This is a genomic window from Aquaspirillum sp. LM1 (assembly GCF_002002905.1).
Classification (GTDB): Bacteria; Pseudomonadota; Gammaproteobacteria; order Burkholderiales; family Aquaspirillaceae; genus Rivihabitans.
This window is the reverse complement of the sequence record NZ_CP019509.1, coordinates 1,782,537-1,807,436: the sequence shown is the minus strand read 5'-3', so window position 1 is coordinate 1,807,436 and position 24,900 is coordinate 1,782,537. Positions and strand designations below refer to the sequence as shown.

Below are 24,900 nucleotides of genomic sequence, written 5' to 3'. Positions count from 1 at the left end.
ATTTTATTTTCAACGATAATACAAGGGCATTAAAAAATGGATAAGTCCTATACGTGCATATTGATCGCCGATGCCACCTTGCAGGATTTGCCGGTACTGCTGGCTGACTTGCCGGCGTCGGTGCATTTGCGTCTGGTTCACAGTGCCAGCGAGGCGCTGGGTGAATTCTGGCAGGCACTGGCCAGCGCTGGCCTGACCCAACTGCATTGGCTGTCGCATGGGATGCCCGGCGGTGTGATGATTGCCGGGCAAGCCCTGACAGCCGCTGACTTTTGCCAGCGTTTTGATGGTGCTGCCGAGCGGGATCTGGACGTGGCTTTCTGGTCGTGCCATACCGGAGCCGGCGAACCAGGATATGCCTTTGTCGAGGCATTGACTCGCGCCACGGGGGCGCAGGTGGCGGCCAGTGCAGTGGAGGTTGGTGCAGGGTTCTGGCAGCTGTCTCCGGCAGTCAACGCGCCATTTTCAGCGCGCGCCCAGCTTGAATTTGCCCATACGCTGCCCGCGCCGGCGCAGTTTGCCAGCAGTGTCACTTATCAGGCCAGCCAAGAGATGGGAGGGCTGGCCTTGGGGGATCTGAATGGTGATGGCACACTGGACATTCAGACTACCGGAATCTTCAATGACGCGAGCACGCTAATTAATGATGGAGATGGTTCTTTTGCCAATGATGCCAGTGGCACTGGACAGCCGAATGGGGAGTGGGGCTGCGAACTGGCAGACTTAAATGGTGATGGCCATCTTGATTTGGTTTCCCGTATCTATAATGCGGTGGTCGTTAATCGGGGTTCTGCCCAAAATGGCTTTACCAATCAGCAATATTATCTGCAAAATGAAACTGTCTATGATGCCATTGCCGCACAGGTAAATAATGATGGACGGTTTGATCTGCTGGTTAGCCGCACAATACAAGGGCAGCAGACGCTCAGTGTCTTGCTTGGCCAGAGCGATGGCACACTGGCGGCTCCGGTCAACTATGCCTTGGCGAGTGAGGGTGACGCTAACCAATTGCATGCCACGGATCTGAACAATGACGGCAAGCAGGATGTCATTGCGCTTAGCTATAATAATACTATCTCCGTATTGATGAATAATGGCGATGGCACATTTGCCAACAGTGTGAGCTACCAAGAAGGCGACTATCAGAACCAGCTTTTTAATCTGACCAGTGCGGATGTGAATGGCGATGGTTATCAGGATGTAGTCGCTGTTGACATCTTTGCTGGTAGCGTCTCTGTCAAGCTGAACCAGGGTAATGGCCTGCTTGGCCCCGCTAGCCATTACGCCACGGGGACGGCACCTACAGATATTGTGGCGGTTGACCTCAATGGCGATGGCGCGGTGGACTTGGCCACAGCCAATACGAGCTCCGTCTCAGTTTTGTTGGGCAATGGCGATGGCAGCTTTGCCGCCAAGCAGGATATTCAGCTGGATACACTGCCAAAACATATTCGGGCCGGCGATCTTAATCAAGATGGCAAGCAGGATCTGGTGGTGGGTAGCTACAGCGGCAACAGTGTGTCCGTGCTGCTGAATACCACAGGCAGTGTTGACAGCATTGCGCCGGTGGTTTCCCGGCTGGAAGTTGCTGGTACTTCCCTGATTGTCCATTACACCGAAATCACCCAACTGGATGCCGTTCATCCACCGGCGCTGAGCCAGTTTGCCGCCAAGATCAACAATAGCCCAGTTGCCCTGACCGGTGCCCCCGTGGTTGATGCCGTGCATCATACGGTCACCCTGACTCTTGGCACCCCGGTGGCATTGGGACAAACCGTTTCTCTGAGCTATACCGACGCCAGTACCAATAATGACGTCCAGGCTGTGCAGGATCTGGCTGGCAATGATGCAGCTTCATTTACATTGACCACGGCACCGATGGCCGCCGTCCGGTTTTCTGCTGACACTGGGGTGAGTGATAGCGATTTGATCACTTTCCAGCCAGTGCAAACCCTTAGTGGACACCTGCAAACACCTACCGTTGATGGCCAGACAGTGCAAGTGTCTGTGAATAACGGCATGAGCTGGGAAACAGCCAATCACAGCACCGGCCAAACCTACTGGTCGCTAGATCAATCGTTGCTGGGTCAATCTCTGTATCAGGGCCCGAATGTGCTGAAGGTTCGTTTGCATACCGCCAGCAGCAATACCGAGGTGGCAAGTCAGAATTACGATCTGACTTGGAGTGGGCGCATTTTTATGGAAAGTGGCTCCGTAAATGGCAATAACATCAAAGTGCAGTTTTCGTCAGATTTGCCACTGGATGCCAGCCACCCGCCAAGCCTGGACAGTTTTGAAGTTCTCGCTGACAACGTAGCCGTTGCACTGAGCGGAGTTGCCGTGGTTGATGGCAATGCCAGAACACTGACATTGACTCTGGCCAACCCTGTCCTGGCGGGCCAACAGGTGCTGGTCAAATATAACGACCCCATGCCAGATGACGGTCAGTTTATTCTGGATGCTATGGATGCATTACAGGATATTGGCGGCGCAGATGCTATGGATGGTATGGCCATGTTAAGCAACTATACGCCCGATATTACTGCCCCTGTATTCCGTTCGGCATCAATCAATGGTAGCAAGCTCGTGCTCAGCTACGCCGATGCCAGCGGATTAGATGTCAATAACAGCCCATTGCTGAGCGCCTTCTCGGTGAAAGTGGATAATAGCGTGGTCGCGCTGACCGGCACGCCAGTTGTCAACTCAGGGGGAAAAACCATCACCCTGACGCTGGTCAACTCGGTGCTGAATGGTCAGGCGGTGACGGTCTCCTACACCGATCCCACCAGTGGCAATGACAGCAAGGCCATTCAGGATGTGTATGGAAATGATGCCGCATCGCTGGCTCAAGTCACGGTAAACAATCTCACGCCGATAGACATCACGCCACCTGTACTGACATCCGCCACCATCAATGGTAAAAAGCTCGTGCTTAGCTATGCCGACGCCAGCGCATTGCACAGCCAGATTCCGTTGCTGAGTGCATTTTCGGTCAACGTGGCCGGTAACGCAGTGTTGCTGAGCGGTGGTGTGCCAGAAGTCGATACAGCAGCAAAAACCGTCACCCTGACGCTGATCAACCCGGTGTTGAATGGTCAGGTGGTTACCGTCAGCTACACCGACCCGACCAGCGGCAACGACAGCCAGGCCATTCAGGATGTGTATGGAAATGACGCAGCATCACTGAATAACGTTGCCGTAAGCAATATCACGCCAGTGGACACCACCCCGCCTGTGCTGACATCCGCCACTGTTTCCGGCCATGAAGTTGTGCTCAGCTATACCGACACCAACGTATTAAGCAGCCAGGGCCCGCTGCTGAGCGCCTTCTCGGTGAAGCTGGCGGGTAGTGTGGCCACTCTGAGTGGGGCACCCGTGGTGAACACCACGGCTAAAACCATCACGCTGACCCTTGCCACTCCAGCTCAGAATGGCCAGGCAGTTACCCTCAGCTACACCGACCCAACCAGCGGCAATGACAGCCAGGCCATTCAGGATGCATCAGGAAACGATGCCGCATCGCTGAATAACATTGCGGTAAGCAATCTCACGCCGCTTGGCGACGTCACGCCTCCCGTGCTGACATCCGCTACGGTAAATGGCGACCAGGTGCTGTTGAGCTATACCGACAGTAGCCCGCTGAAATCCTCAATGGGTGGCCTCTATGTCATTAAGGTGGATGGCGTTGTTGCCCAGACGTATGGTATGACGGCCAATCCCAGCAATAACACTATTTTAATCACCTTGGCCAATGCCGTCCTGGCGGGTCAGGTAGTGACCTTCAGCTATACCGACCCGACCAGCGGTAATGATCTTCTGGCCATTCAGGATGTGGCCGGCAATGACGCCGCGAGCGTAGTGGATTTTTCTGTCAGCAATCTGACGGTGCCAACCTACCAGATGGCGGCAGGCGAAACCAGCTATACCGTGACTGCCACGCAGTACAACGTGATGGGCAATGCGCTCGACAACCTGATGACGGGGGACAGCAAACCCAATAATCTGATGGGCGGTGCCGGCAACGATACATTGCTTGGTGGCGGCAATAACGGTGACAGGCTATATGGCGAGGCCGGTAATGATGTGCTCAATAGCGGGCTGGGTGGCAGCCATAGGCTGGTTGGGGGAAGCGGTGACGACCGGTATGAAATTGCTTACCTGGCTACCCTTTTGGTTGAGCAGCCGGATGAAGGCAACGATAGCGTATACGTGATGCCAGGAGCCAATCTGGTTGTGTCGCTGATTACCTTGTCGGCCAATATTGAGAATCTGATCGCTAAAAATAGCGAGAGTTTTAATGTAGTTGGCAACGCCAGTGACAATTATCTTCTGGGCAATCAGGCCAGCGGTTTGTTAAAAGGCCTGGCTGGCAACGACACGCTGATTAGCCAAGGTGGAGATGACACGCTGGAAGGGGGCGATGGCGACGATGTGATTGCGCCGGTGGCGCATAGCCACATGACCGAAAATACCCGCGTGCTGACCGGCAACATGCAACTGAGCGGCGGCAATGGCGCAGATATTTTTGTGATGGCCGAAGGGTTTGTGGGTGACCATAAGGATGGCTGGAACCCGAATGAATTTAGCGGCAATTACTACTCGCCAAGCCAGCCAGTCGGCATCCAGGGCGTGTACATTTCCGACTTTGAACGCGGCGTGGACAAAATCAGCCTGACCCTGAGTGAAGCTGCCCTAGTGCCCACCACGGTGAACACCCTTACCCTGACCGCCGGCATGACGCTGGCCAGCGCCGTGGATCAAGCTGCCAGCCGGGGCTCTGCGGCGGCACCCCAAGTGACCATCATCCTGAATGAAAACGTGGGCTGCGCGTATCTGGTGCTTGACCAGAGCGATGCCAGCACATTCTCCAGCAACGATCTGGCCATCAAGCTCAATTATTCCATGCCGCTGGGCATTGGCGACCTGATGTTCACCAAGCTCAGCCAGCAGAATCAGCTGTTGCCAGCAGAAAGCGCGCCGCCGGTATTCACCCAGGCCAGCGTGAATGGCAATCAGCTGGTGCTCAGCTACAGTGATGCCAGCCCGCTGGACAGTGTTGCGCTGCCGCTTGGCGCGTTTGCCGTGATGGTGAACGGCAATGCCGCCAGTGTGAGTGCCGCCAGTGTTAATTCCCTGGCCAGAACCGTGACCCTGACCCTGGCCAGCCCGGTACAAAATGGCCAGGCGGTGACCGTCAGCTATACCGACCCGAGCAGCGGCAACGATAGCGCCGCCATTCAGGACCGCTATGGTAACGATGCCACCTCACTGGCGGCCACCCCGGTCAATAACCTGACAACACCCGCTGACGTCACCCCACCGGTGCTGCAAAGCGCCAGCCTGACGGACAGCACCCTGGTGCTGACCTATAGCGACACCAGCCCGCTGGATGCTGCCCATCCACCGGCGCTGTCGGCATTCAATGTCAAGGTGGCAGGCGTGACCGTCAGCCTGACTGGCACGCCAGTGGTCAACGCCACGGCACGCACAGTGACCCTGACGCTGGCCGATCCGGTGCTGGCCGGGCAAGCGGTGACGGTCAGCTACACCGACCCGAGCAGCGGCAACGATGCACAAGCCGTTCAGGATGGCAGCGGCAACGATGCGCAAACCGTATTGAACCGTGTGGTGAGTAATCTTGGCACCAATACCAGCTATGTGATGGATGCCACCACCGTCAACTACACCGCTACCGGCACGGCGGCGCTGACTATCCAGGGCAATGCATTGAACAACCAGATCACCGGTAACGCCGCAGACAACGTGATTCGTGGCGGACAAGGCAATGACCGTCTGCTGGGCGGGCTGGGCAATGATCAATTGCTGGGAGAGGACGGCAGCGATTCGCTGGATGGTGGCGCAGGCAGCGATACCCTGAGTGGTGGCGCAGGCAATGACGCCTACTATGTGGATTCTGTTGATGACCAGATTATTGAACAGGCGAATGACAGCATTGCCGACACGGTGTACGCCTCGATCAATTACACCTTGGGCAATGATCTGGAACATCTGGTGTTGATGGGCCAGGCCACCCAGGGCCAGGGCAATGAGCTGGCCAATGGATTGACCGGGAACGCGCTGGCCAATACCTTGACTGGCCTGGCTGGTGATGACCGGATTGACGGCAAACAGGGTGCGGACACCATGCTGGGCGGCACCGGCAATGACTACTACTATGTGGATCAGGCCGGTGACAGCGTGATCGAGCTGGCCAACGAAGGGAATGACACCATTTATGCCTACCTCGATTACACGCTGGGTGCCAATCAGGAAGGGCTGAACTTGCTGGGCACTCTGGCCGTGGTGGGGCAGGGCAATGAGCTGGGCAATATGCTCAACGGTAATGCACTGGACAATACCCTGATGGGTCTGGCGGGCAACGATCGCCTGGATGGCAAGCAGGGGGCAGATACCCTGATTGGCGGTTTGGGCAACGATACCTATTATGTGGATCACACTGCTGATGTGGTGACCGAGCAAGCCAATGAAGGCGTGGATACGGTCTATGCCTCCGTGAGCCACACCCTGGCAGACAATGTGGAAACCTTGCGGATGACAGCGGATGGGCAAACCGCCATTGGCAATGCCGCCAACAATGTCATTTATGGTTCTGCTGGCCAGGATGTGCTGATTGATGGTGGCGAAGGCAATGACACCATCTATACCCTGGGAGACAAAGGCGGGGAGCAGCATGTCCATGGTGGCTTGGGCAGCGACACCTTATATGTGAGTGGTACGCTGGCCAATGGCGACCGGGGGTCGTATGTCTATGGCGATGCGGGTGACGATACGCTCAACGCCACACAAGGCGATGTAAAATCCGACCTGATGGGGGGAGCGGGCAACGACACCTATGTCATCAACAATATCCACAACCGCGTGATTGAAAATGTGAATGATGGCTACGACACCGTGCAAACCAGCGTCAGCTTCTCTTTGCAAGCCGGCGAAATGTTCATTCCCGATAGCGTCGATGTGCCGGTGACCACCGGCAATGTCGAGCGCTTGCTGATGACCGGCACGGCCAATATCGACGGTTTTGGCAACGAGCTGGTCAATTACCTGCTGGGCAACGCTGGCAATAATGTGCTGCTGGGCCGGGATGGTGCTGACACCCTGGTCGGTCAGGGCGGCAACGACTTGCTGGATGGCGGTAACGGTAACGACACCCTGGCTCCGGTCACCCACGCCAGCTCGCTGGGTACGCCCAATGTCCACACCGGCCAGATCACCCTGACCGGCGGCAACGGCAGCGATGTGTTCTGGATGACCCAGGGCTATGTGGGCGACCACAGCAGCGGCGGCAATACCCTGACCCTCAGCGATTTTGTTCATGGTCAGGACAAGGTCAAGTTTACCCTGAGCCTCAGCGCCACCCTGCCCACTACCCTGACCACCCTGACGCCATCGGGCGGTGCCACCCTGGCTTCGCTGCTTAACCAGGCGGCAGTGGCCGGCTCGGCCAGCGCGCCCAAGGTCACTGCGTTTGCCTTTGCCGGTGATACCTATCTGGTGCTGGATCAAACCAGTGCCAGCAGCTTTACCAGCGATGACCTGGCCATCAAGCTCAGCGGAACGCCGGCATTCACCTTCAGCGATCTGGCTTTCGTCAAGATGTAATCCATCGGCAGGGGCCACCGCCCAAGCCACCCCACCCCGCCCCCCGCTGCCCTGCCCGGTAGCGGGGGGCGGGCTTTTGTCAGCCCATGCGTGCGAGAAGCCACAAGCTTTTGCCGCAAATACGGTAAAATCGCCTCCTGATGTTTTTTTCATGATTTGCCACCGGCGACGCACACCGTTGAACCAACTGATCCTCGACCTCAGCCCGCCTCCCGCGCCGGCCTTTGACACCTTCATTGCCGAGCGCAACCGGGAAGTCATTGCCGCGCTCACCGCAGCGGCCCCGCCAGCCGAACGTTTTGTTCACTTGTGGGGCGAGGGCGGCAGCGGCAAGTCCCACCTGCTCAACGCCTGGGTGGAGCACGCCCACGCGCTAGGCCGGGCCGCCATTTATCTGGATGCGCGCAGCGAACGCCTGCCGGATTTTGTCCGCGAGGCCAGCGCAGTGGCGGTTGACCACGTGGACGACCTTGACCCGGACGACCAGATCACCCTGTTTTCGGTGTTCAACGCCCTGAAAGAATCCGGTGGCCGCCTGCTCACGGCAGGCCGCCTGCCGCCGGCCCAGCTGGCGCTGCGCCCCGACCTGGCCACCCGGCTGGCCTCCGGCCTGGTGCTGGAAGTCAAGCCGCTGTCCGACAGCGACAAGCTCACCGCGCTGCGCCGCCATGCCGGTGCCCGCCAACTGAACGTGCCGGACGAAGTGTTCCGCTATCTGCTCACCCACTGGCGGCGTGACCTGTCCAGCCTGACCAGCATGCTCGACACACTGGATCGCTACTCGCTGGCGCTGCAACGGCCCGTGACCGTGCCGCTGGTGAAAAATATTCTGCAATCCCGGCTGCTGCAGGACTGAGCCGCCCCTTCCCTCTTGAAGCTCTGCCATGAATCTTGCCCTGTTTGACCTCGACAATACCCTGCTGGCCGGTGATTCCGACGTGGAATGGCCGCGTTTCCTGATTGCCCAGGGCGCGCTGGATGCCGACCACTACAACCGGGAAAACGACCGCTTTTACGCCGACTACAAGGCCGGCACCCTGGATATCTACGCCTTTCTCGACTTCCAGCTGGCACCCCTGGCCGCCCACAGCCGCGAACAGCTGGATGCCTGGCATCGGCAATACCTGGATAGCCATATCCGCCCGATCATCACCGCCAAGGGCCGTGCGCTGGTCCAGCAACATCAGGCCAACGGCGACTGCGTGGTGATCATCACCGCCACCAACCGCTTCATCACCGGCCCGATTGCCGCCGAACTGGGGGTGGAACACCTGATTGCCACCGAGGCCGAGGTAGGTGCCGATGGCCGCTACACCGGCAAGCCGCTGGGCACGCCGTGCTTTCAGGACGGCAAGATCACCCGGCTGAACGCCTGGCTGGCCGAACGCGGGCAAACCCTGGGCGATTTTCCGCGCAGCTGGTTTTACAGCGATTCACGCAATGACATCCCGCTGCTGGAGCAAGTGAGCGACCCGGTGGCGGTAGACCCGGACGATGCGCTGCGTAGCCACGCCCAGGCGTATGGCTGGCCGGTAATCTCGCTGCGCTAAGGAAACGCTGAACAACTGTCCTCCCCGCCAGGCGGGGTCCAGACTGCTGAATAACGCTTTCCCTGACGCCATCAGCCCCCCTATTACAGGAAATCTGCCATGTCCACCTCTGAGCTGAGCACCCTGCTGATTCGCGCCGAAGCCGTGCTGGCGCGCCTGGAAGCCTGGCTGCCGCCTGCCCCGGCTGCCATCGACTGGAACGCCACCGCCTGGCGCTGGCGGGTCACCCCCGGCGGGCGTGGCACGCTGGAAGCCGTGAGCCAGCCGCACGCGCTGGCGCTGGACGCGCTGATCGGCGTGGACGAGCAAAAAGCCCGGCTGCTGCGCAACACCCGCCAGTTTGTGGCTGGCCGACCCGCCAATAATGTGCTGCTGACCGGCGCACGCGGCACCGGCAAGTCGTCGATGGTCAAGGCACTGCTGCCGGCGCTGGCCGCGCAGGGCTTGCGCCTGATTGAAGTGGACAAAACCCATCTGGCCGATCTGGCCGATATTGTCAGTCTGGTGGCGGGGCGGCCCGAGCGCTTCATTCTGTATTGTGATGACCTGTCGTTTGAAGAAGGCGACGATGCCTACAAGGCGCTGAAAACCGCGCTGGACGGCGGCATTGCCCAGCGCGCCGACAATGTGCTGATCTACGCCACCTCCAACCGCCGCCACCTGATGCCCGAGCGCATGCAGGACAACCTCGACACCCGCAACGTCAATGGCGAAATCCACCCCGGCGAAGCGGTAGAAGAAAAAGTTTCGCTGTCTGAGCGCTTTGGCCTGTGGCTGTCGTTTTATCCGTTTGACCAGGACACCTATCTGGCCGCCGTCAGCGTCTGGCTGGCACATTACCGGCTTAAGCTTACCGCCCAGGCCGAACGCGCTGCGCTGCTGTGGGCGCTGACCCGTGGCGCGCGCAGTGGCCGGGTGGCCTGGCAGTTTGCCTGCGACTGGGCCGGGCGTACCCCGGCTGAACGCAAGGCCGACTGAACCCCCACCTGACTTTGCCTATCGTTGAGAACCCGCCACACCATGTCCAAGATGCTCGAAGTGGTCGCCGGGGTGCTGCAACGCCCCGACGGCAGTTTTTTGCTGGCCTCGCGCCCGCCCGGCAAGGCCTACGCCGGCTACTGGGAGTTTCCCGGCGGCAAGATTGAACCCGGCGAAGCGCCTTACGCCGCGCTGGTGCGCGAGCTGCAGGAAGAACTGGCCATCACCGTTACCGCCGCCACGCCGTGGCTGGTGCAACAATTTATCTATCCGCACGCCCATGTCCATCTGCGCTTTTACCGCATCAGCGCCTGGCAGGGCGAGCCGCACGCGCAGGAAGGCCAGCAACTGCGCTGGCAACACCCCGGCCAGCTGGACGTCAGTCCAATGCTGCCGGCCAATACGCCCATCTTGCGCGCGCTGTCGCTGCCCGACCTGGCTGCGCTGACCTGCGCGGGCGAAATCGGCCAGGCACGCATTCTGGCCGCGCTGCCGGCACAACTGGCCCACGGCCTGCGTCTGCTGCTGGTGCGCGAACCCGGCTATTCACGCGCCGAACTGGCCGACTGGGTGGCGAAACTGGCCGAACACACCCGCCCCGCCGGTTGCCGGCTACTGGTCAACGCCGACCCCGACTGGCTGGCCGGTTGGCCGATTGACGGCGTGCATCTGAATAGCGCGCGGCTGGTTGCCTGCCGCCAGCGCCCGGACTTTGCCTGGGTGGGCGCATCTACCCACCGGGTGGATGAGTTGCAACACGCCGCCAAGCTGGGGCTGGACTACGCCTTGCTCGGCCATGTGCAGCCCAGCGCCAGCCATCCGGACGCGCCGCCGCTGGGCTGGGAAGGTCTGGCCTGCCGGCTGACCCAGGCTGGCCCGCGCCTGCCGGTATACGCGCTGGGCGGGCTCAGCGCGGCGGATCTGGCCTGCGCACACCAGCAGGGTGCCCACGGCGTGGCGCTGATGCGGGGAGCGTGGGCATGAGCGACAGCCAACGCAAATGGGCGCTGATTGGCGTGGCGCTGCTGATTTTTGCCGGGGTGAAGTTCTGGCTGATCAACACCTATCTGGCCCGCCAGCACAGCACCCCGGAGCGGGTAAGTTGCGCCGACCTGAACCAGGGCTGCCCGCTGGCCGACGGCGTCAGCCTGCGTTTTTTGCGCCCGGCCCGCCATGGCCAGCATTTTCCGGTGCAGCTGGACGGCTGGCCGGCCAACAGCCCGCCGCCGGTGGTGGAATTCGCCATGGCCGGCATGGACATGGGCAGCGCGCGTTTTCCGCTGCGCGACCAGGGCCATGGCCGCTGGCAGGCCGATATCATGCTGCCGGTGTGCGTGACGGGCCGGCAGGACTGGCTGCTGCTGCTGGATCTGCACGGCAAACGCCTGCAGGTGGATTTTGTGGCCGGCCCCAAGTAAGCGCCGCTCAGCAAATCCTGCTGGCGTGGTGATGGGCCTTGCCGCACTGGCTGGCGCGGTATCAGGCAACCCCCGGCAACATCAACCCCCTGGATCCCCGCCTGCGCGGGGATGACGATTTTTTCAGCGTTTCTTTAGCGGCGCGAAAAGCCCGTTGAAACATGAACAATCTGACCCCCGCTGGCAACCGCGCCAGCGCGCAAGGAGAACTGTGGTGCGCAGCATCGGCAAACTGGTAGTAATTGGCGTGGGCCTGATTGGCGGCTCGTTTGCGCTGGCGATGAAACGCGCCGGCCTGGTCAGCCAGGTGGTGGGCGTGGGCCGTTCAGCAGAAAACCTGCAGCGCGCCATCGAACTGGGGGTGATTGACCAGGCCAGCCACGACCCGGCCCTGGCGGTGCAGCACGCCGACCTGGTGCTGGTGGCCACCCCGGTGGGGCAGATGGGCCGGGTGTTTGACGCCATTGCCCCGGTGCTGCCGGCGCAGGCGATTGTCAGCGACGCCGGCAGCACCAAGGGCGACGTGGCCGCGCTGATGCGCCAGCATCTGCCCAAGCACCTGGGCTACTGCGTGCCCGCCCACCCGATTGCCGGTTCCGACCGCTCTGGCGCGGTGGCCGCGCAGTACGGCCTGTTTGAACAGCGCCGGGTGGTGCTCACCCCGCTGGCCGACACCCAGCCCGACGCAGTAGCCGCCATCAGCCACTGGTGGCAGGCCAGCGGTGCCACGGTGTTCACCATGCGCCCGGACGAGCACGACGCGGTGTTTGCCAGCGTCAGCCACCTGCCGCACCTGCTGGCGTTCAGCTATGTGGACATGATCCGGCAAAAAGCCGACGCCGAGCGCTGCTTCGACTTTGCCGCCACCGGCTTTCGCGACTTTACCCGGATTGCCGGCAGCCACCCGGAAATGTGGCGCGACATCAGCCTGGCCAACCGCGACGCCCTGCTGGCCGACCTGCACGCCTACCAGGCCCAGCTGGCCCAGCTGACGCAGTGGGTGGAAGCCGGCGATGGCGAGGCGTTGGAGCAGATGTTCGAGCAGGCACGCGAAGCCCGCACCCGCTGGCATCAGGGCTTTGGCAAAAACTGATGTGGCATGCAAACACCCCCGCTGCGAAGGCATCGCGGCGGGGGTGTTTGCTATGTGCTCAGGCATGCACGGGAATCAAGGTTTTTTCAGCACTTCCTGAGCTGGCTACAGGCGGGTAATTACTTGCCCACGGTCTGCATGACCTTCCATTCGCCGTTTTCTACCTTGTACACGGTGATGCCGCCGTCTTTCAGGTCACCCTTGTCGTCGTAGGCCCAGCTCGACGAGGTTACGCCAGCGTATTCGATCTTGGCCAGTTCCGGCAGGTACTTGGCCGGCTCAACCGAGTTGGCTTTCTTCATCGCTTCGATCACCACGCGGGTGGCGTCGTAGCCGTACGGCGAGTAGGTGGCCACGTCAGCATTGAAACGTGCCTTGTAGCGGGTTTCGTAGTCCTTGCCCTTGGGCATTTGGTCCAGCGGCAGGCCAGCCAGCGAGGCGATGCTGCCTTCGGCTTCCTTGCCGGCCAGCTTCAGGAAGGTGGGGGTCTTGGTCATTTCGCCCGACACCAGCGGCGCTTTCAGGCCCAGGCGCTTCATCTGCTTGGCCATCGGGGCGGACTGGGCGTCGGCACCGCCGTAGAACACCGCATCCGGGCTGACGCCCTTCAGGGTGGTCAGAATGGCGGCAAAGTCGGTGGCCTTGTCGGTGGTGAATTCACGCTTCACCACTTCGCCGCCGTTGGCCTTGACGGCCTTTTCGAATTCATCAGCCAGACCTTGGCCATAGGCGGTGCGGTCGTCGATGATCGCCACTTTCTTGGCCTTGAGCACTTCCACCACAAACTTGCCCATCACCGTGCCTTGCTGGGTGTCCGAGGTCATCGAACGGAAGGTGGTCTTGAAGCCTTGCTGGGTGTAGGCCGGGGCGGTGGCCATGGCCACTTGCGGAATGCCGGCGTCGGAATAGATCTTGGAAGCCGGGATCGAGGTGCCCGAGTTGAAGTGACCGATAATGCCGTTCACCTTGGCGTCCACAAACTTTTGCGCGATCTGGGTGGCTGCCTTCGGGTCGGCCAGGTCGTCTTCGGCCACCAGCTCAAACTTCACCGGCTTGCCGTCGATGGTCGGTTTTTCAGCGTTGGCATCTTCGATGGCCAGGGTCACGCCGTTTTTATATTCTTCACCGTAGTGGGCTTGCGGGCCGGTCAGCGGCGCGGCAAAACCCAGCTTGACCACCAGGTCACCTGCCGGAGCCGCAGCAGCCGGGGCCGCAGCGGTGTCTGCCGGCTTGGCTTCTTCCTTCTTGCCGCAGGCGGCGATGGACAACGCAGCAGCCACTGCGCACGAGATGGTCAAAAGTTTGTGAGACATAGTCTTCTTCCTCTGATTGTGGAATGAAACTGGCTGCCGGTTCTCCCGGCAACAGGTATCAAAACCGGCTTTTGCCTTGCTGCGCGGCAAAGCCCGGTGATTTGGACGCACTTATGGTGCGCGCCCAGGATTGTACGTGAAAACGCACGGCGGGCTGGCCGTTGCGTGCGTTTTCACCCAAACACTTGTAATAGAACAGGGGGCGATTTTTTTCAGCATTTGCCTGAGGAAACGCCGAAAAAATCGTCATTCCCGCGAAAGCGGGAATCCAAGGTGTTGATTTTGCTGGGTTTTGCTTTTGGCAAACACGATTTTTCTGAATCAATCCGCGCGTCCCTAAACAAAACCCAGCGCAGCGCGCCTGGCCCGACGCGCTGCCGCAGACAGCACACACCACACCACAACGCCAGGCGGGGTGTGTGCGCAACGCTTAATCGCCAATCGTCATCAGGCTGGCATTCCCACCTGCCGCCGTGGTGTTCACGCTTACCGTGCGTTCGGCCACCAGCCGGTACAAATCGGCTTCGCCCACTTGATCGACCCCATGCACGCTGACCAGCGCGCCGCTGCGTTCGGCCAGCGCCTGACGCAGCGCGCTGGCTCCGGCGGCGTCGCCAGCGTACAGCACGGCATCCAGCGTTGGCTGGGTGACCGGCGAGGCCAGCCAGGCAATGGCCAGCGTTTGCGGCAGCGCGTGCATCACTTCGTCCGCCGCCGCGCCACCCAGCAGCACGCGGTTGTCGGTGGCCAGCGCGGCAATCAGCTGCGCCACCAGCGCCGGGGCGTGGTCGGCCACGCAGGCTACCGTGCCGCGCGGGGCAAAGCGCAGGGTGTTGGTTTCCCCGGTCGGCCCTGGCAGGGTTTGCATCTGCGCCAGCGGGGTGTGGCGGGCGGCCAGGTCGGCCCAGTGTTGCAACTGGTCGCATTCCTGACGGCTCAGGCATTTCAGCATCGGCAGCGCGGCGCGCAGCTGGGCCAGACGCTCCAGCGCGGGCGGCGCTTGCTCCGGGGCGGCCAGTTGCGGCGCACGCGCGCTGCGGATCAGCCGGTGCAGATACAGCGGGCCGCCGGCTTTCGGGCCGGTGCCAGACAAGCCTTCACCGCCAAACGGCTGCACGCCGACCACTGCGCCGACGATATTACGGTTGACGTAGATATTGCCCACATGGGCGGTGTCGCACACCAGATCAATAGTGTCGTCGATGCGGCTGTGTACGCCCAGGGTCAGGCCGTAACCGGTGGCGTTGATGTCACGGATCACCTGGGCCAGCTCTGGCGCGGCAAAGCGGATGACATGCAGCACCGGGCCAAACACTTCGCGCTTGAGCTGGTCGATGCGGTCGATTTCAAACAGCGTCGGCGGCACAAAGGTGCCGTTGGTGCAATCGTCGCCCAGGCGGGTCTGGTAGCAGCTTCTGGCTTCGCCCTTCATCCGGGTGATGTGCGCCAGCAGGCCGTCGCGCGCTTCGGCGTCGATGACCGGGCCAATGTCGGTGGACAGCAGCGCCGGGTTGCCCACGGTCAGCTGGTCCATCGCGCCCTTGAGCATGCTCACTACTTTGTCGGCAATGTCTTCCTGCAGATACAGCACGCGCAGTGCCGAGCAGCGCTGGCCGGCGCTGTCGAAGGCCGAGTTGATCACGTCGGCCACCACTTGCTCGGGCAGTGCCGAGCTGTCGACGATCATGGCGTTCTGGCCGCCGGTTTCGGCAATCAGCGGCACTTCTTCGCTGCGCGCCGCCAGGGTGCGGTGAATCAGCTTGGCCACTTCGGTCGAGCCGGTGAAGATGCCGCCCTTGATACGGGCGTCGCCGGTCAGCGCCGCGCCCACCACTTCGCCCCGGCCCGGCAGCAGTTGCAGCACATCACGCGGCACGCCGGCGGCGTGGAACAGGCGCACGGCCAGGGTGGCAATCAGCGCGGTTTGTTCTGCCGGCTTGGCCAGCACCGGGTTGCCGGCGGCCAGCGCGGCGGCCACTTCGCCGGTAAAGATGGCCAGCGGGAAATTCCACGGGCTGATGCACACCACCGGGCCCAGCGCCTGATGGGTGTCATTGTGGAATTCCAGGCTGATGCGTTCGGCGTAGTAACGGCAGAAATCAATCGCCTCGCGTACTTCGGCAATGGCGTTGGGAATGGATTTACCGGCTTCGCGAATCGCCAGGCCCATCAGCGTGGCCAGATTGTCTTCCATGGCGTCGGCCACGCGCAGCAGGCAGGCGGCACGTTCGGTCACCGGGGTGGCGGCCCAGCGCGGTGCGGCAGCGGTGGCGGCGCTCAGCGCGGCATCGACATCGGCCAGCGTGGCTTCCTGCACCGTGCCCACCTTGTCGGCGTGGTTGGCCGGGTTGAGTACCGGCAGCGCGGCGGCGCTGGTCACATCGCCGTCGGCCAGAATCGGCAGGGCCTGCCAGGGTTCATGGCTGCTGTCCGCCAGGCCCAGCGACAGGGTGGCCAGCGCGTGTTCGCTGGACAGATCAATGCCACGCGAGTTGGCGCGCACCGCGCCGTACAGCGCGCGCGGCAGGGCAATCTTGTCGTGCGGCTGACCATCCAGACGGAGGGACTCTTCCACCGGGTCGGCAATCAGGTCGTCGATGCTGACGGTTTCGTCCACAATGCGGTTCACAAACGAGGTATTGGCCCCGTTTTCCAGCAGACGGCGCACCAGATAGGCCAGCAGGGTTTCATGCGAGCCCACCGGCGCGTAAATGCGGCAGGCACGGCCCAGCTTGTCGTCGCCCACCACCTGGTCGTACAGGGTTTCGCCCATGCCGTGCAGGCACTGGAATTCGTAATCCTTGCCTTCGCCCAGCTCGTACACCGCCGCCAGCGAGTAGGCATTGTGGGTGGCGAACTGCGGGTAGATGGCGTCTTGCGCGGCCAGCAGCTTTTGCGCGCAGGCCAGGTAAGACACGTCGGTGTACACCTTGCGGGTGTACACCGGATAACCCGGCAGGCCGTCCACCTGGGCGCGCTTGATTTCGGCATCCCAGTAAGCGCCCTTCACCAGACGAATCATGAAGCGGTGGTTGCTGCGCCGGGCCAGGTCAATCAGGTAGTCGATGATGTACGGGCAGCGTTTCTGGTAAGCCTGCACCACCAGGCCAATGCCGTTCCAGCCGGCCAGGTCGGCATCAAACGCCAGCGCTTCCAGCAAATCCAGCGACAGCTCCATGCGGTCGGCTTCTTCGGCGTCGATGTTCAGGCCGATATCGTATTGCTTGGCCAGCACCAGCAGTTTTTTCAGGCGCGGCAGCAGCTCGCTCATCACCCGTTCGCGCTGGGCGCGGCTATAGCGCGGGTGGATGGCCGACAGCTTGACCGAAATGCCCGGCCCTTCGTACACGCCACGGCCAGTCGAGGCCTTGCCGATGGCGTGGATGGCCATTTCGTAGTCGGCCAGATAGCGCTGGGCGTCGGCTTCGGTCATGGCCGCTTCGCCCAGCATGTCGTAGCTGAAGCGATAGCCGCGCGCTTCGCGCTCGCGGCCATTGGCCAGTGCTTCGTCGATGGTTTCGCCGGTGACAAACTGCTTGCCCAGCATGCGCATGGCCAGGTCCACGCCCTTGCGGATCACCGGCTCACCCTGTTTGGCAATCAGGCGGGTGAGCGCCGAGGACAGGCTGGTTTCGCTGTGAGTGGACACCAGCTTGCCAGTGACCACCAGGCCCCAGGTGGCGGCGTTGACAAACAGCGACTGGCTTTGCCCCAGGTGGGCTTTCCAGTCGCCCTTGCTGATCTTGTCGCGGATCAGGCGGTCGGCGGTGTGCTTGTCCGGGATGCGCAGCAGCGCTTCGGCCAGACACATCAGCGCCACGCCTTCCTGGCTGGACAGCGAAAATTCATGCATCAGCGCGTCCACGCCACTGGCCCGGGTCCGCTTGGCGCGCACTTCGGTTACCAGCCGGCGCGCCAGGCCCTTGACGTCCAGCACCTGGGCGGGAGAGAGCGAGGCTTGCGGAACCAGCGTGTGAACGCATTCGCGTTCGTCGCGGCGGTAAGCAGAAGTGATGGCGTCACGCAGCGGGGTTTGTGCGCGGGACAGTTCGGTAAACGACGGCATGGTGTGGACTCCGTAGGTAATCGGGCGAGCCGCCGGAGCAGGCGCAAGGAAGGCAGTCCGCACCGGTCAGGGTCGCTGTCCGGTGCGGCGGCACATGCCCGCTTCTGGCTGGGCCCGCCACTGCTCAAGCGGGGTCGCTCAAGCAGTGACCGGCGCATTGTGTCGCGAAAGTGGCGGGGCGGAAATCCACCCAGGGCCGGAATGACACAGCCATGGTTGCCCATGTCGCAATTCCGAACAAAACCCCCAGTTTGGCCAGCGTTGGCCAGATTTTGCCAGCACCATCAGCCCAATCTTCCCCTGGCTTGGCGCTCATGGCCCGCCTTTGCCAGGCCTGGCTACTGGCCCGATGCGGAGTTGCGAGCGGCGCTGACCGATTGCTCTCCGCGATCTTTTGAGGGGTGTGCCATGCCAGTGTTATCATTTATGACACTGAGCCCAACGCCACCCCAGGACACCCCATGGCCGACTTGCTGATCCGTCACCTTGAAGAAAAAGGTCAAAAACATTCTTCACTCGCCATGCTGGTGAACCAATGGGGGTTTGACCAACAGCTGATTCCCAAGGCCCTGCAAAGTGTTGGCGCGCTGTTTCCGCACTACAGCCGTCACGACGAATCACACAGCAAGCAAATCCTGGTGAATATCGAGCGTCTGCTTGCCGACAATCTCTCCTTGCTCACCGCCACCGACACCTGGCTGCTGCTGGAAGCCGCCTACTGGCACGATATCGGCATGGTGGTGCCGCAAAAAGCGCTGGAAGACGCCCTGGCCGAAGAAGGCTTCAAGGACTACCTGGCCGAGCTGAGCCGCAACGAACACCACGAACTGCACCAGCTGGCCAGCCAGTTTGACGCCCGCGATCCCTGCCGATGCTTTGCTGGCGCGCATTCCCCGGTGGATGCCGTGGATAAATTCCGCCAACTGATGGCGGAATGGTTTCGCCGCCAACATGCCCGCCGCGCCAGCGAAGTGGTGCAATCCCCCTGGCAAACCATCGGCCTGAGCTCGCCGCGCACCGAGCTGATCCCCTCCCGCCTGTTCCGCCTGCTGGGGCAAATCTGCCTGATGCATGGCAGCGACTTTGACACCATGATGGAACGCCTGCCTTTCCGCGAGGCCGGCATGGCGCAAGAAGACTGCCACCCGCGTTTTGTGGCCTGCCTGCTGCGCCTGGGGGATTTGCTCGACCTGGACGACAACCGTTTTTGCCCGGTCATGCAAAACATTGCCGGCGACAACCGCCCGGCGCTGAGCAAGGCGCACGAAGCCAAACACCAAAGCATCCGCCACCTGCGCATGGACCGCGAGCGCATCGAAGTCAGCGCCGAATGCGAAGACATCGACAGCTATCTGGAAACCTGGAAATGGTTTGACTGGTTGAAGCAGGAAATGCAACAGCAGATGTCGCACTGGAGTGATATTGCCCCACGTCGAGAATTGGGGCTGCTGCCGACACTGGGGGAGTTAAAGGTTTCTCTTAAGGGACAGGAAATTTTGCGCGATGGTGAGCGGCCTCAGTTCAGTATTGAAGGCAAAAATGCGGTTAAATTGCTTCAGGGCAGTAATTTATACTCGGATAGATTCGCCTGTATTAACGAGTTGGTGCAAAATGCAATTGACTCAACATTGATTAGAATTTGGTTGACAGACGGGCAGTACTCACGAGAGGAGTGGGAGAATCCACTAAACCCTACCCCTCAAAAAATCTTACACCAAGAAGAAAATAAAGTTTTGGTGGATGTTGATCTCGAAGAGTTAGAGGGAGAACAAGATGGCTATTTTAAGTGTGTTGTTACCATTCGAGATGCCGGAACAGGAATTCATCAAAAAGACCTTGCTCACATGCTGAAGATTGGAGGTTCTAAAGAAAACAAATTTCGCCAGAGGCTAATTCGTGAGATGCCTGAATGGATGAGGCCATCAGGTATATTTGGAATCGGTTTGCAAAGTGTGTTTTTGTGGGTAGATGAGGTGCGCATTGAAACCTACAGTTTTTTTGATAAAACAGGCCTTTCTGTTACGTTGCATAGCCCCATGGGGAAAGATGAGGGTTTGGTAGTTATAAGGAAACCAACTGCCCTACATGGAGAGTGTAATAAATATGGGACAAAATTAAGCTTTGAATTTAAAACCGAGAAGCAAAAATTGAATAGCCGCTTGTATCGTGGTAGAAATCACATTTTATCTACAATTGACCCTGTGCTTGGCTTTCCGGTCGAGTTAATTCTAATTGCCCAAAAACTCAATGAATTAGAGTGTATGGCTATGCCAAGGGTGGCGCTTGGTAAAATTGATCTAACGCTCAATGGGCGGGCACGAAAAACTATCCGAATTCCAACTGAGAGTGATAATGTCCCTGGGCAAGAATGGCATTACGATCAGCATCGTAAAATTGCAATTTCGTTCTTTAACTCACAAAGAGAGCATCGAATTTTCTATCGAGGCAGGCCTGTTGCTAAAGAATCACATGAACTAAATTACTTTCCCTTTTGTTATTTGAATGTAAATATTTTGGCTGGGTCTGCTGAGAATTGGCTTGCATTAAATAGAGGTAGTATTGTGCAGGAAAATTTACAATCTTTAGTGGGGCTTGTAGAGGGTGGATTAGTGGAGCTGTTAAAGCTAGGTAAAATTCAGGTAAAGGCACGCAAACCAACTATTCAATCACTATTTAAAAAACGGGTCTCGCGATTGGCTTTGAATTCAGCTGCTGAAGATAGTAACAGGTGGGATGGGGATAAAGATGATAAAGAGTGGGGGCTATTTCCATTGCAGAGTGGTGTGGTTATTAAGGATTTTCTTGAGTTAAGCTCCATGTATTTTGGCTGTAAAGTCAACTCGGGTATTTGGTTTGTTGCTAAAAATTCCCCTGCTGGTTCAGATGTGGATTTATTCATTGAAAGAATTTCTGATTATGATTTGTTCTGTGGATTTTTGATCCGCGAATGGAAAGAAAAACACCAAGGTCGAATTTACCCTGTGGGAAAAACTGTATATGTAGAAAATCCTGATGATACTGTTGGGGATCTGTGCCCGATCGATAAATCTACTGGAGACAAGGGTTGGTGGGTGTATCAAAATATTTTTATGCTTAGCGATACCCCTCCTTCATCGCTAGATGTGGATGCTGCAATTTCCGGCGCACTGATTTATCACACATATCTTAACCCTGGCAGATTCTTGATTAGTGTGGAAGAGCTAAAAGCTTGGGGTTGCCTTGCTCTTAAAGATTATCGCAAATCTTTTGCTACCCCTTTGTTTTTTTGGTCGAATGAAAATGAAGACTGTATTCTTCTTCCTTTTTGGATGAGGTTATATGGTACACCGCCGACTGTATCAGTTGATTCTAATGAGCTTGAAGATCTTTACAGGTGGGTAGAAAAAAACCTAAAGACACCAATGCCCATCGAGCAAATTAGAACTGAATACCGTGGGCTTATTAAGTATATTGACGACCTTATGTTGCGACAAGATTTTGGTAAATATTGGGCACTCGCACGCGGCTTACCACTTCCCCCTGAAGAACCATCGCTTGACGCTTCTCCCGTTTCAACATAAACCAGCTGTTTTTCAAATAGAGGGAAGCATGAGTTTATCCTGGCTCACCGCTCCCTCATATAAACCAAGGTCATGAGCTGTCGCTGGTGAGGGTGGGCTGGCTTAGCAAGCAAGAGATGGTGCTGGCCACACCAAGCCATTGACGCCACTAATCTTCTCTTTCCCCCCCTCACCCCGCTTGCGCTGGCCCAGGGCGAACATCAGCACCACGTAAAGCCAGCCAATCCAGATAATATGCATGGCAAAAAACGCCTTGCGGCGCGTGGGTGGTCAATAAGTCAGATTGTAGCAGGGCAGGGCGGCGGCACGCGCCGCTTACCAGTTAGCGCGGAAAGCCCCGGCGTTCAGGCCGGGGATGGATAGCGCGGAGTCCGCAGGACTCCTTTTCAGCCGTTAAGTTGGAGTCGCCTGCTGCTCAATGTATTGGCGAATGATGCTGATCGGAGCGCCGCCGCAAGAGGATGCAAAGTAGGACGGCGACCACAGCACACCCTTGTAGTCGAAGCGTTTGGCGATGTCTGGCCTTTCTTTTCGCAGCACACGACTGGATGCACCTTTCAAGCTATTGACCAAGGCAGACACCGGCGCTTTCGGCGGATAGCTGACCAATAAATGCACATGGTCGCGCTCGCCGTCCATTTCGACCAGTTGCGCCTCGAAGTCGTTGCAAACCTTGGTAAACAGTTCGCGCAGCCTGTCGTTAGCTGCCGAGTCGAATACTTTGCAACGATACTTCGCCACAAAGACCAAATTGACGTGCATGTTAAAAATATAGTGCTGTCCGTGCTAAATGTCGTTGTTTTCTTCCATAGACCAAAATACACTATGCGACATGCAACGTCTTCAAGCCTACCGATTCGAGCTAAAGCTCAACGGCGAACAACAGCGCCTCATGCGCCGCTTTGCCGGTTCGTGTCGGCACGTCTACAACAAGGCGCTGGCGTTGCAGCAGGCGCGGCATGAGGCGGGAGAAAAGAAGCTCGGCTACGCCGCTCTATGCAAGGCGCTAACCGAATGGAAGGCGCGGCCGGAAACGCTCTGGCTGAACGAAACGCCAAGCCAAGCATTGCAACAGGCACTCAAGAATCTGGAACACGCCTACAAAAACTTCTTCGAGAAACGTGCCAATTTTCCGCGCTTCAAGAAAAAAGGCCAGTCGGACAGTTTCCGCTATCCGAAAGGCATCAAACTCGATCAGGGCAACAGCCGCATCTTCCTGCCGAAGCTGGGTTGGCTGCGCTACCGCAACAGCCGTGACGTGTTGGGCGAGGTCAAGAACGCGACCGTCAGCCAGTCAGGCGGCAAGTGGTTTGTGTCGATCCAAACGGAGCGCGAAGTCGATCAGCCTTTGCCGCAAGGTGAGGCTGTTGGCATCGACATGGGTATCGCCCGTTTCGCCACTCTGAGCGATGGACGCCATATCGAACCGCTCAACAGCTTCAAGAAACACCAGCAACGGCTGGCGCGCTACCAGCGAGCCATGAGCCGCAAAGTCAAATTCAGCAATAACTGGAAGAAGGCGAAAGCCCAGATCCAGCGCATTCACACTCGCATCGCCAATACCCGGAAAGACTTCCTGCACAAAGCTTCGTGCCAGATCAGCCAAAACCACGCCATGATCGCCATCGAAGATTTGCAGGTTCGGAATATGTCCAAGTCTGCCAAGGGCAACAGCGAACAGCACGGCAAGAGGGTGAAGCAGAAGTCCGGCCTGAATCGTTCGATTCTCGATCAAGGTTGGTGCGAGTTTCGCCGACAACTGGAGTACAAGGCTGCGTGGAATGGCGGTTTCGTCGTCGCCGTGCCGCCGCAATACACCAGTCAAACCTGTCCGTGCTGCGGCCACGTATCGAAAGACAACCGTCAGGTACAAACGAAATTCGCCTGCGTCGAGTGTGCCTACGAAGAAAACGCCGATCTAGTCGGCGCAATCAATATCCTAGCGCGAGGGCATCGCGTTTTAGCCTGTGGAGAGTCGGTGCAGTCGGGCCGCTCGGTGAAGCAGGAACCCACCGAAGCAACTCAGGCGATTGTCGCCTGAGTGCCGTAGGAATCGCCGTCCTTCAGGCCGGCGAGGATGTCAAAGAATTTCCAAAATGCCCGCTGCGCCCATGCCGGTGCCGATGCACATGGTGACCATGCCGTAGCCGGTTTCGCCACGGCGGCGCATGCCGTGTACCAGGGTGGCGGTGCGGATGGCGCCGGTGGCACCCAGCGGGTGGCCCAGGGCGATGGCACCGCCGTTGGGGTTAATCACTGCCGGGTCCAGCTCCAGGTCGCGGATCACCGCCAGTGCCTGGGCGGCGAAGGCTTCGTTCAGTTCAATCCATTTCAGGTCGGACTGGGCGATGCCGGCGTTGGCCAGGGCGGCGGGGATGGCCACTTTCGGGCCGATGCCCATGATGGCCGGCGGCACACCTTTGACGGCAAAGCTGACATAGCGGGCCAGCGGGGTGAGGTTGAACTGCTTGAGCACCTTTTCGCTGACCAGCACCACGGCGCCAGCGCCGTCGGACATTTGCGAGCTGTTGCCGGCGGTGACGCTGCCCTTGGCGTCGAACACGGTTTTCAGCTTGGCCAGGCCTTCCAGCGTGGTGTCCAGGCGCGGGCCTTCGTCGGTGTCCAGCACTTTATTGCGCAGAATCACTTCGCCAGTGGCCAGGTTGGGCGTGCGGTAGGTGGCGTCCAGCGGGGTGATTTCATTGGCAAAGGCGCCAGACTGGATGGCGGCGATGGCGCGGCGGTGGGATTCCACGGCAAAGGCGTCCTGGTCTTCGCGGCTGACTTTCCACTGCTGGGCAACTTTTTCTGCGGTCAGGCCCATGCCGTAGGCGATGGCGTAGTTTTCGTCTTTGGCAAAAATGGCCGGGTTCAGCGACACCTTGTTGCCCATCATCGGCACCATGGACATGGATTCCGAACCGGCGGCAATCACCACGTCGGCTTCACCCGTGCGGATGCGGTCGGCGGCGATTTGCACGGCGTTGATGCCGGACGAGCAGTAGCGGTTGATGGTGAGGCCGCCGACGGTTTCCGGCAGGCCGGCCAGCAGGGCGCCGATGCGGGCCATGTTCAGGCCTTGCTCGGCTTCGGGGAAGGCGCAGCCCACCACCACATCGTTGATCAGGTTGACATCCAGTTCCGGCACTTGCGCCAGCGCGCCCTTGAGCACGTGGGCCAGCATGTCGTCCGGGCGGACGTGGCGCAGCATGCCGCGCGGGGCTTTGCCCACCGGGGTGCGGGTGGTGGCGACGATATAGGCTTCTTGAATCTGTTTGCTCATGAGGTCATTCTCCAGGCGC

General features: G+C 59.4%; 15 protein-coding genes. 9 read left to right on the top strand and 6 right to left on the bottom strand.

Translation table 11 applies throughout. From position 1 onward, the window contains the following. The first annotated feature begins 36 nt into the window (after positions 1 to 36). The 7 genes from BXU06_RS07665 (at position 37) to BXU06_RS07635 (ending at position 12,659) form a co-directional block, all read left to right on the top strand. On the top strand, positions 37 to 7,620 hold the full coding sequence (locus BXU06_RS07665) for a SwmB domain-containing protein (RefSeq protein WP_077298356.1): 7,584 nt from the start codon (positions 37 to 39) through the stop codon (positions 7,618 to 7,620). A 178-nt stretch (positions 7,621 to 7,798) separates the two neighbouring features. Then, entirely contained in the window at positions 7,799 to 8,476 is a 678-nt protein-coding gene (gene hda, locus BXU06_RS07660; RefSeq protein ID WP_077298354.1) for a DnaA regulatory inactivator Hda, read from the top strand. Between the two features lie 28 nt (positions 8,477 to 8,504). Beyond that, on the top strand, positions 8,505 to 9,170 hold the full coding sequence (locus BXU06_RS07655; RefSeq protein WP_077298352.1) for an HAD family phosphatase: 666 nt from the start codon (positions 8,505 to 8,507) through the stop codon (positions 9,168 to 9,170). 99 nt (positions 9,171 to 9,269) lie between these two features. Next, a complete protein-coding gene (locus tag BXU06_RS07650) occupies positions 9,270 to 10,148 on the top strand; it encodes an ATP-binding protein (protein ID WP_077298350.1) in 879 nt (292 codons plus the stop codon). Between the two features lie 42 nt (positions 10,149 to 10,190). Then, a complete protein-coding gene (locus BXU06_RS07645; RefSeq protein ID WP_171982153.1) occupies positions 10,191 to 11,132 on the top strand; it encodes a Nudix family hydrolase in 942 nt (313 codons plus the stop codon). Then, positions 11,129 to 11,566 (top strand): hypothetical protein, encoded by a 438-nt coding sequence (locus tag BXU06_RS07640; RefSeq protein WP_077298347.1) that lies wholly within the window; start codon positions 11,129 to 11,131, stop codon positions 11,564 to 11,566. The genes BXU06_RS07645 and BXU06_RS07640 overlap by 4 nt, the downstream gene beginning before the upstream one ends. A 211-nt stretch (positions 11,567 to 11,777) precedes the next feature. Further along, entirely contained in the window at positions 11,778 to 12,659 is an 882-nt protein-coding gene (locus BXU06_RS07635; RefSeq protein WP_077298345.1) for a prephenate dehydrogenase/arogenate dehydrogenase family protein, read from the top strand. A gap of 119 nt (positions 12,660 to 12,778) precedes the next feature. On the opposite strand, the gene BXU06_RS07630 is transcribed toward BXU06_RS07635, so the two are convergent. The 3 genes from BXU06_RS07630 to putA form a co-directional block, all read right to left on the bottom strand. Then, a complete protein-coding gene (locus tag BXU06_RS07630; RefSeq protein WP_077298343.1) occupies positions 12,779 to 13,972 on the bottom strand; it encodes a branched-chain amino acid ABC transporter substrate-binding protein in 1,194 nt (397 codons plus the stop codon). 58 nt (positions 13,973 to 14,030) lie between these two features. Further along, a complete protein-coding gene (locus tag BXU06_RS07625) occupies positions 14,031 to 14,297 on the bottom strand; it encodes a hypothetical protein (RefSeq protein ID WP_150125146.1) in 267 nt (88 codons plus the stop codon). A 105-nt stretch (positions 14,298 to 14,402) separates the two neighbouring features. Continuing rightward, positions 14,403 to 18,038 (bottom strand): trifunctional transcriptional regulator/proline dehydrogenase/L-glutamate gamma-semialdehyde dehydrogenase, encoded by a 3,636-nt coding sequence (putA, locus tag BXU06_RS07620; RefSeq protein WP_077298339.1) that lies wholly within the window; start codon positions 18,036 to 18,038, stop codon positions 14,403 to 14,405. A gap of 461 nt (positions 18,039 to 18,499) precedes the next feature. Between putA and BXU06_RS17350 the strand changes: the two genes are divergently transcribed. Next, positions 18,500 to 21,598, top strand: a complete 3,099-nt coding sequence (locus tag BXU06_RS17350; RefSeq protein WP_150125145.1) for a hypothetical protein — start codon at positions 18,500 to 18,502, stop codon at positions 21,596 to 21,598. A gap of 102 nt (positions 21,599 to 21,700) precedes the next feature. Here BXU06_RS17350 and BXU06_RS17685 read toward each other — a convergent pair whose 3' ends face one another. Together BXU06_RS17685 and tnpA are read right to left on the bottom strand one after the other, a co-directional pair. Continuing rightward, positions 21,701 to 21,838, bottom strand: coding sequence for a hypothetical protein (locus tag BXU06_RS17685; RefSeq protein WP_171982152.1), 138 nt, complete (start codon positions 21,836 to 21,838; stop codon positions 21,701 to 21,703). 153 nt (positions 21,839 to 21,991) lie between these two features. Beyond that, a complete protein-coding gene (gene tnpA, locus BXU06_RS07610; RefSeq protein WP_256364074.1) occupies positions 21,992 to 22,369 on the bottom strand; it encodes an IS200/IS605 family transposase in 378 nt (125 codons plus the stop codon). A 61-nt stretch (positions 22,370 to 22,430) separates the two neighbouring features. Here tnpA and BXU06_RS07605 point away from each other — a divergent pair, with 61 nt between their 5' ends. Further along, the gene (locus tag BXU06_RS07605; protein WP_077298335.1) at positions 22,431 to 23,639 is read left to right on the top strand and encodes an RNA-guided endonuclease TnpB family protein; all 1,209 of its coding nucleotides are present in this window, start codon (positions 22,431 to 22,433) and stop codon (positions 23,637 to 23,639) included. A 39-nt stretch (positions 23,640 to 23,678) separates the two neighbouring features. Here BXU06_RS07605 and BXU06_RS07600 read toward each other — a convergent pair whose 3' ends face one another. Then, on the bottom strand, positions 23,679 to 24,881 hold the full coding sequence (locus BXU06_RS07600) for an acetyl-CoA C-acyltransferase (protein WP_077298333.1): 1,203 nt from the start codon (positions 24,879 to 24,881) through the stop codon (positions 23,679 to 23,681). Positions 24,882 to 24,900 lie beyond the last annotated feature (19 nt).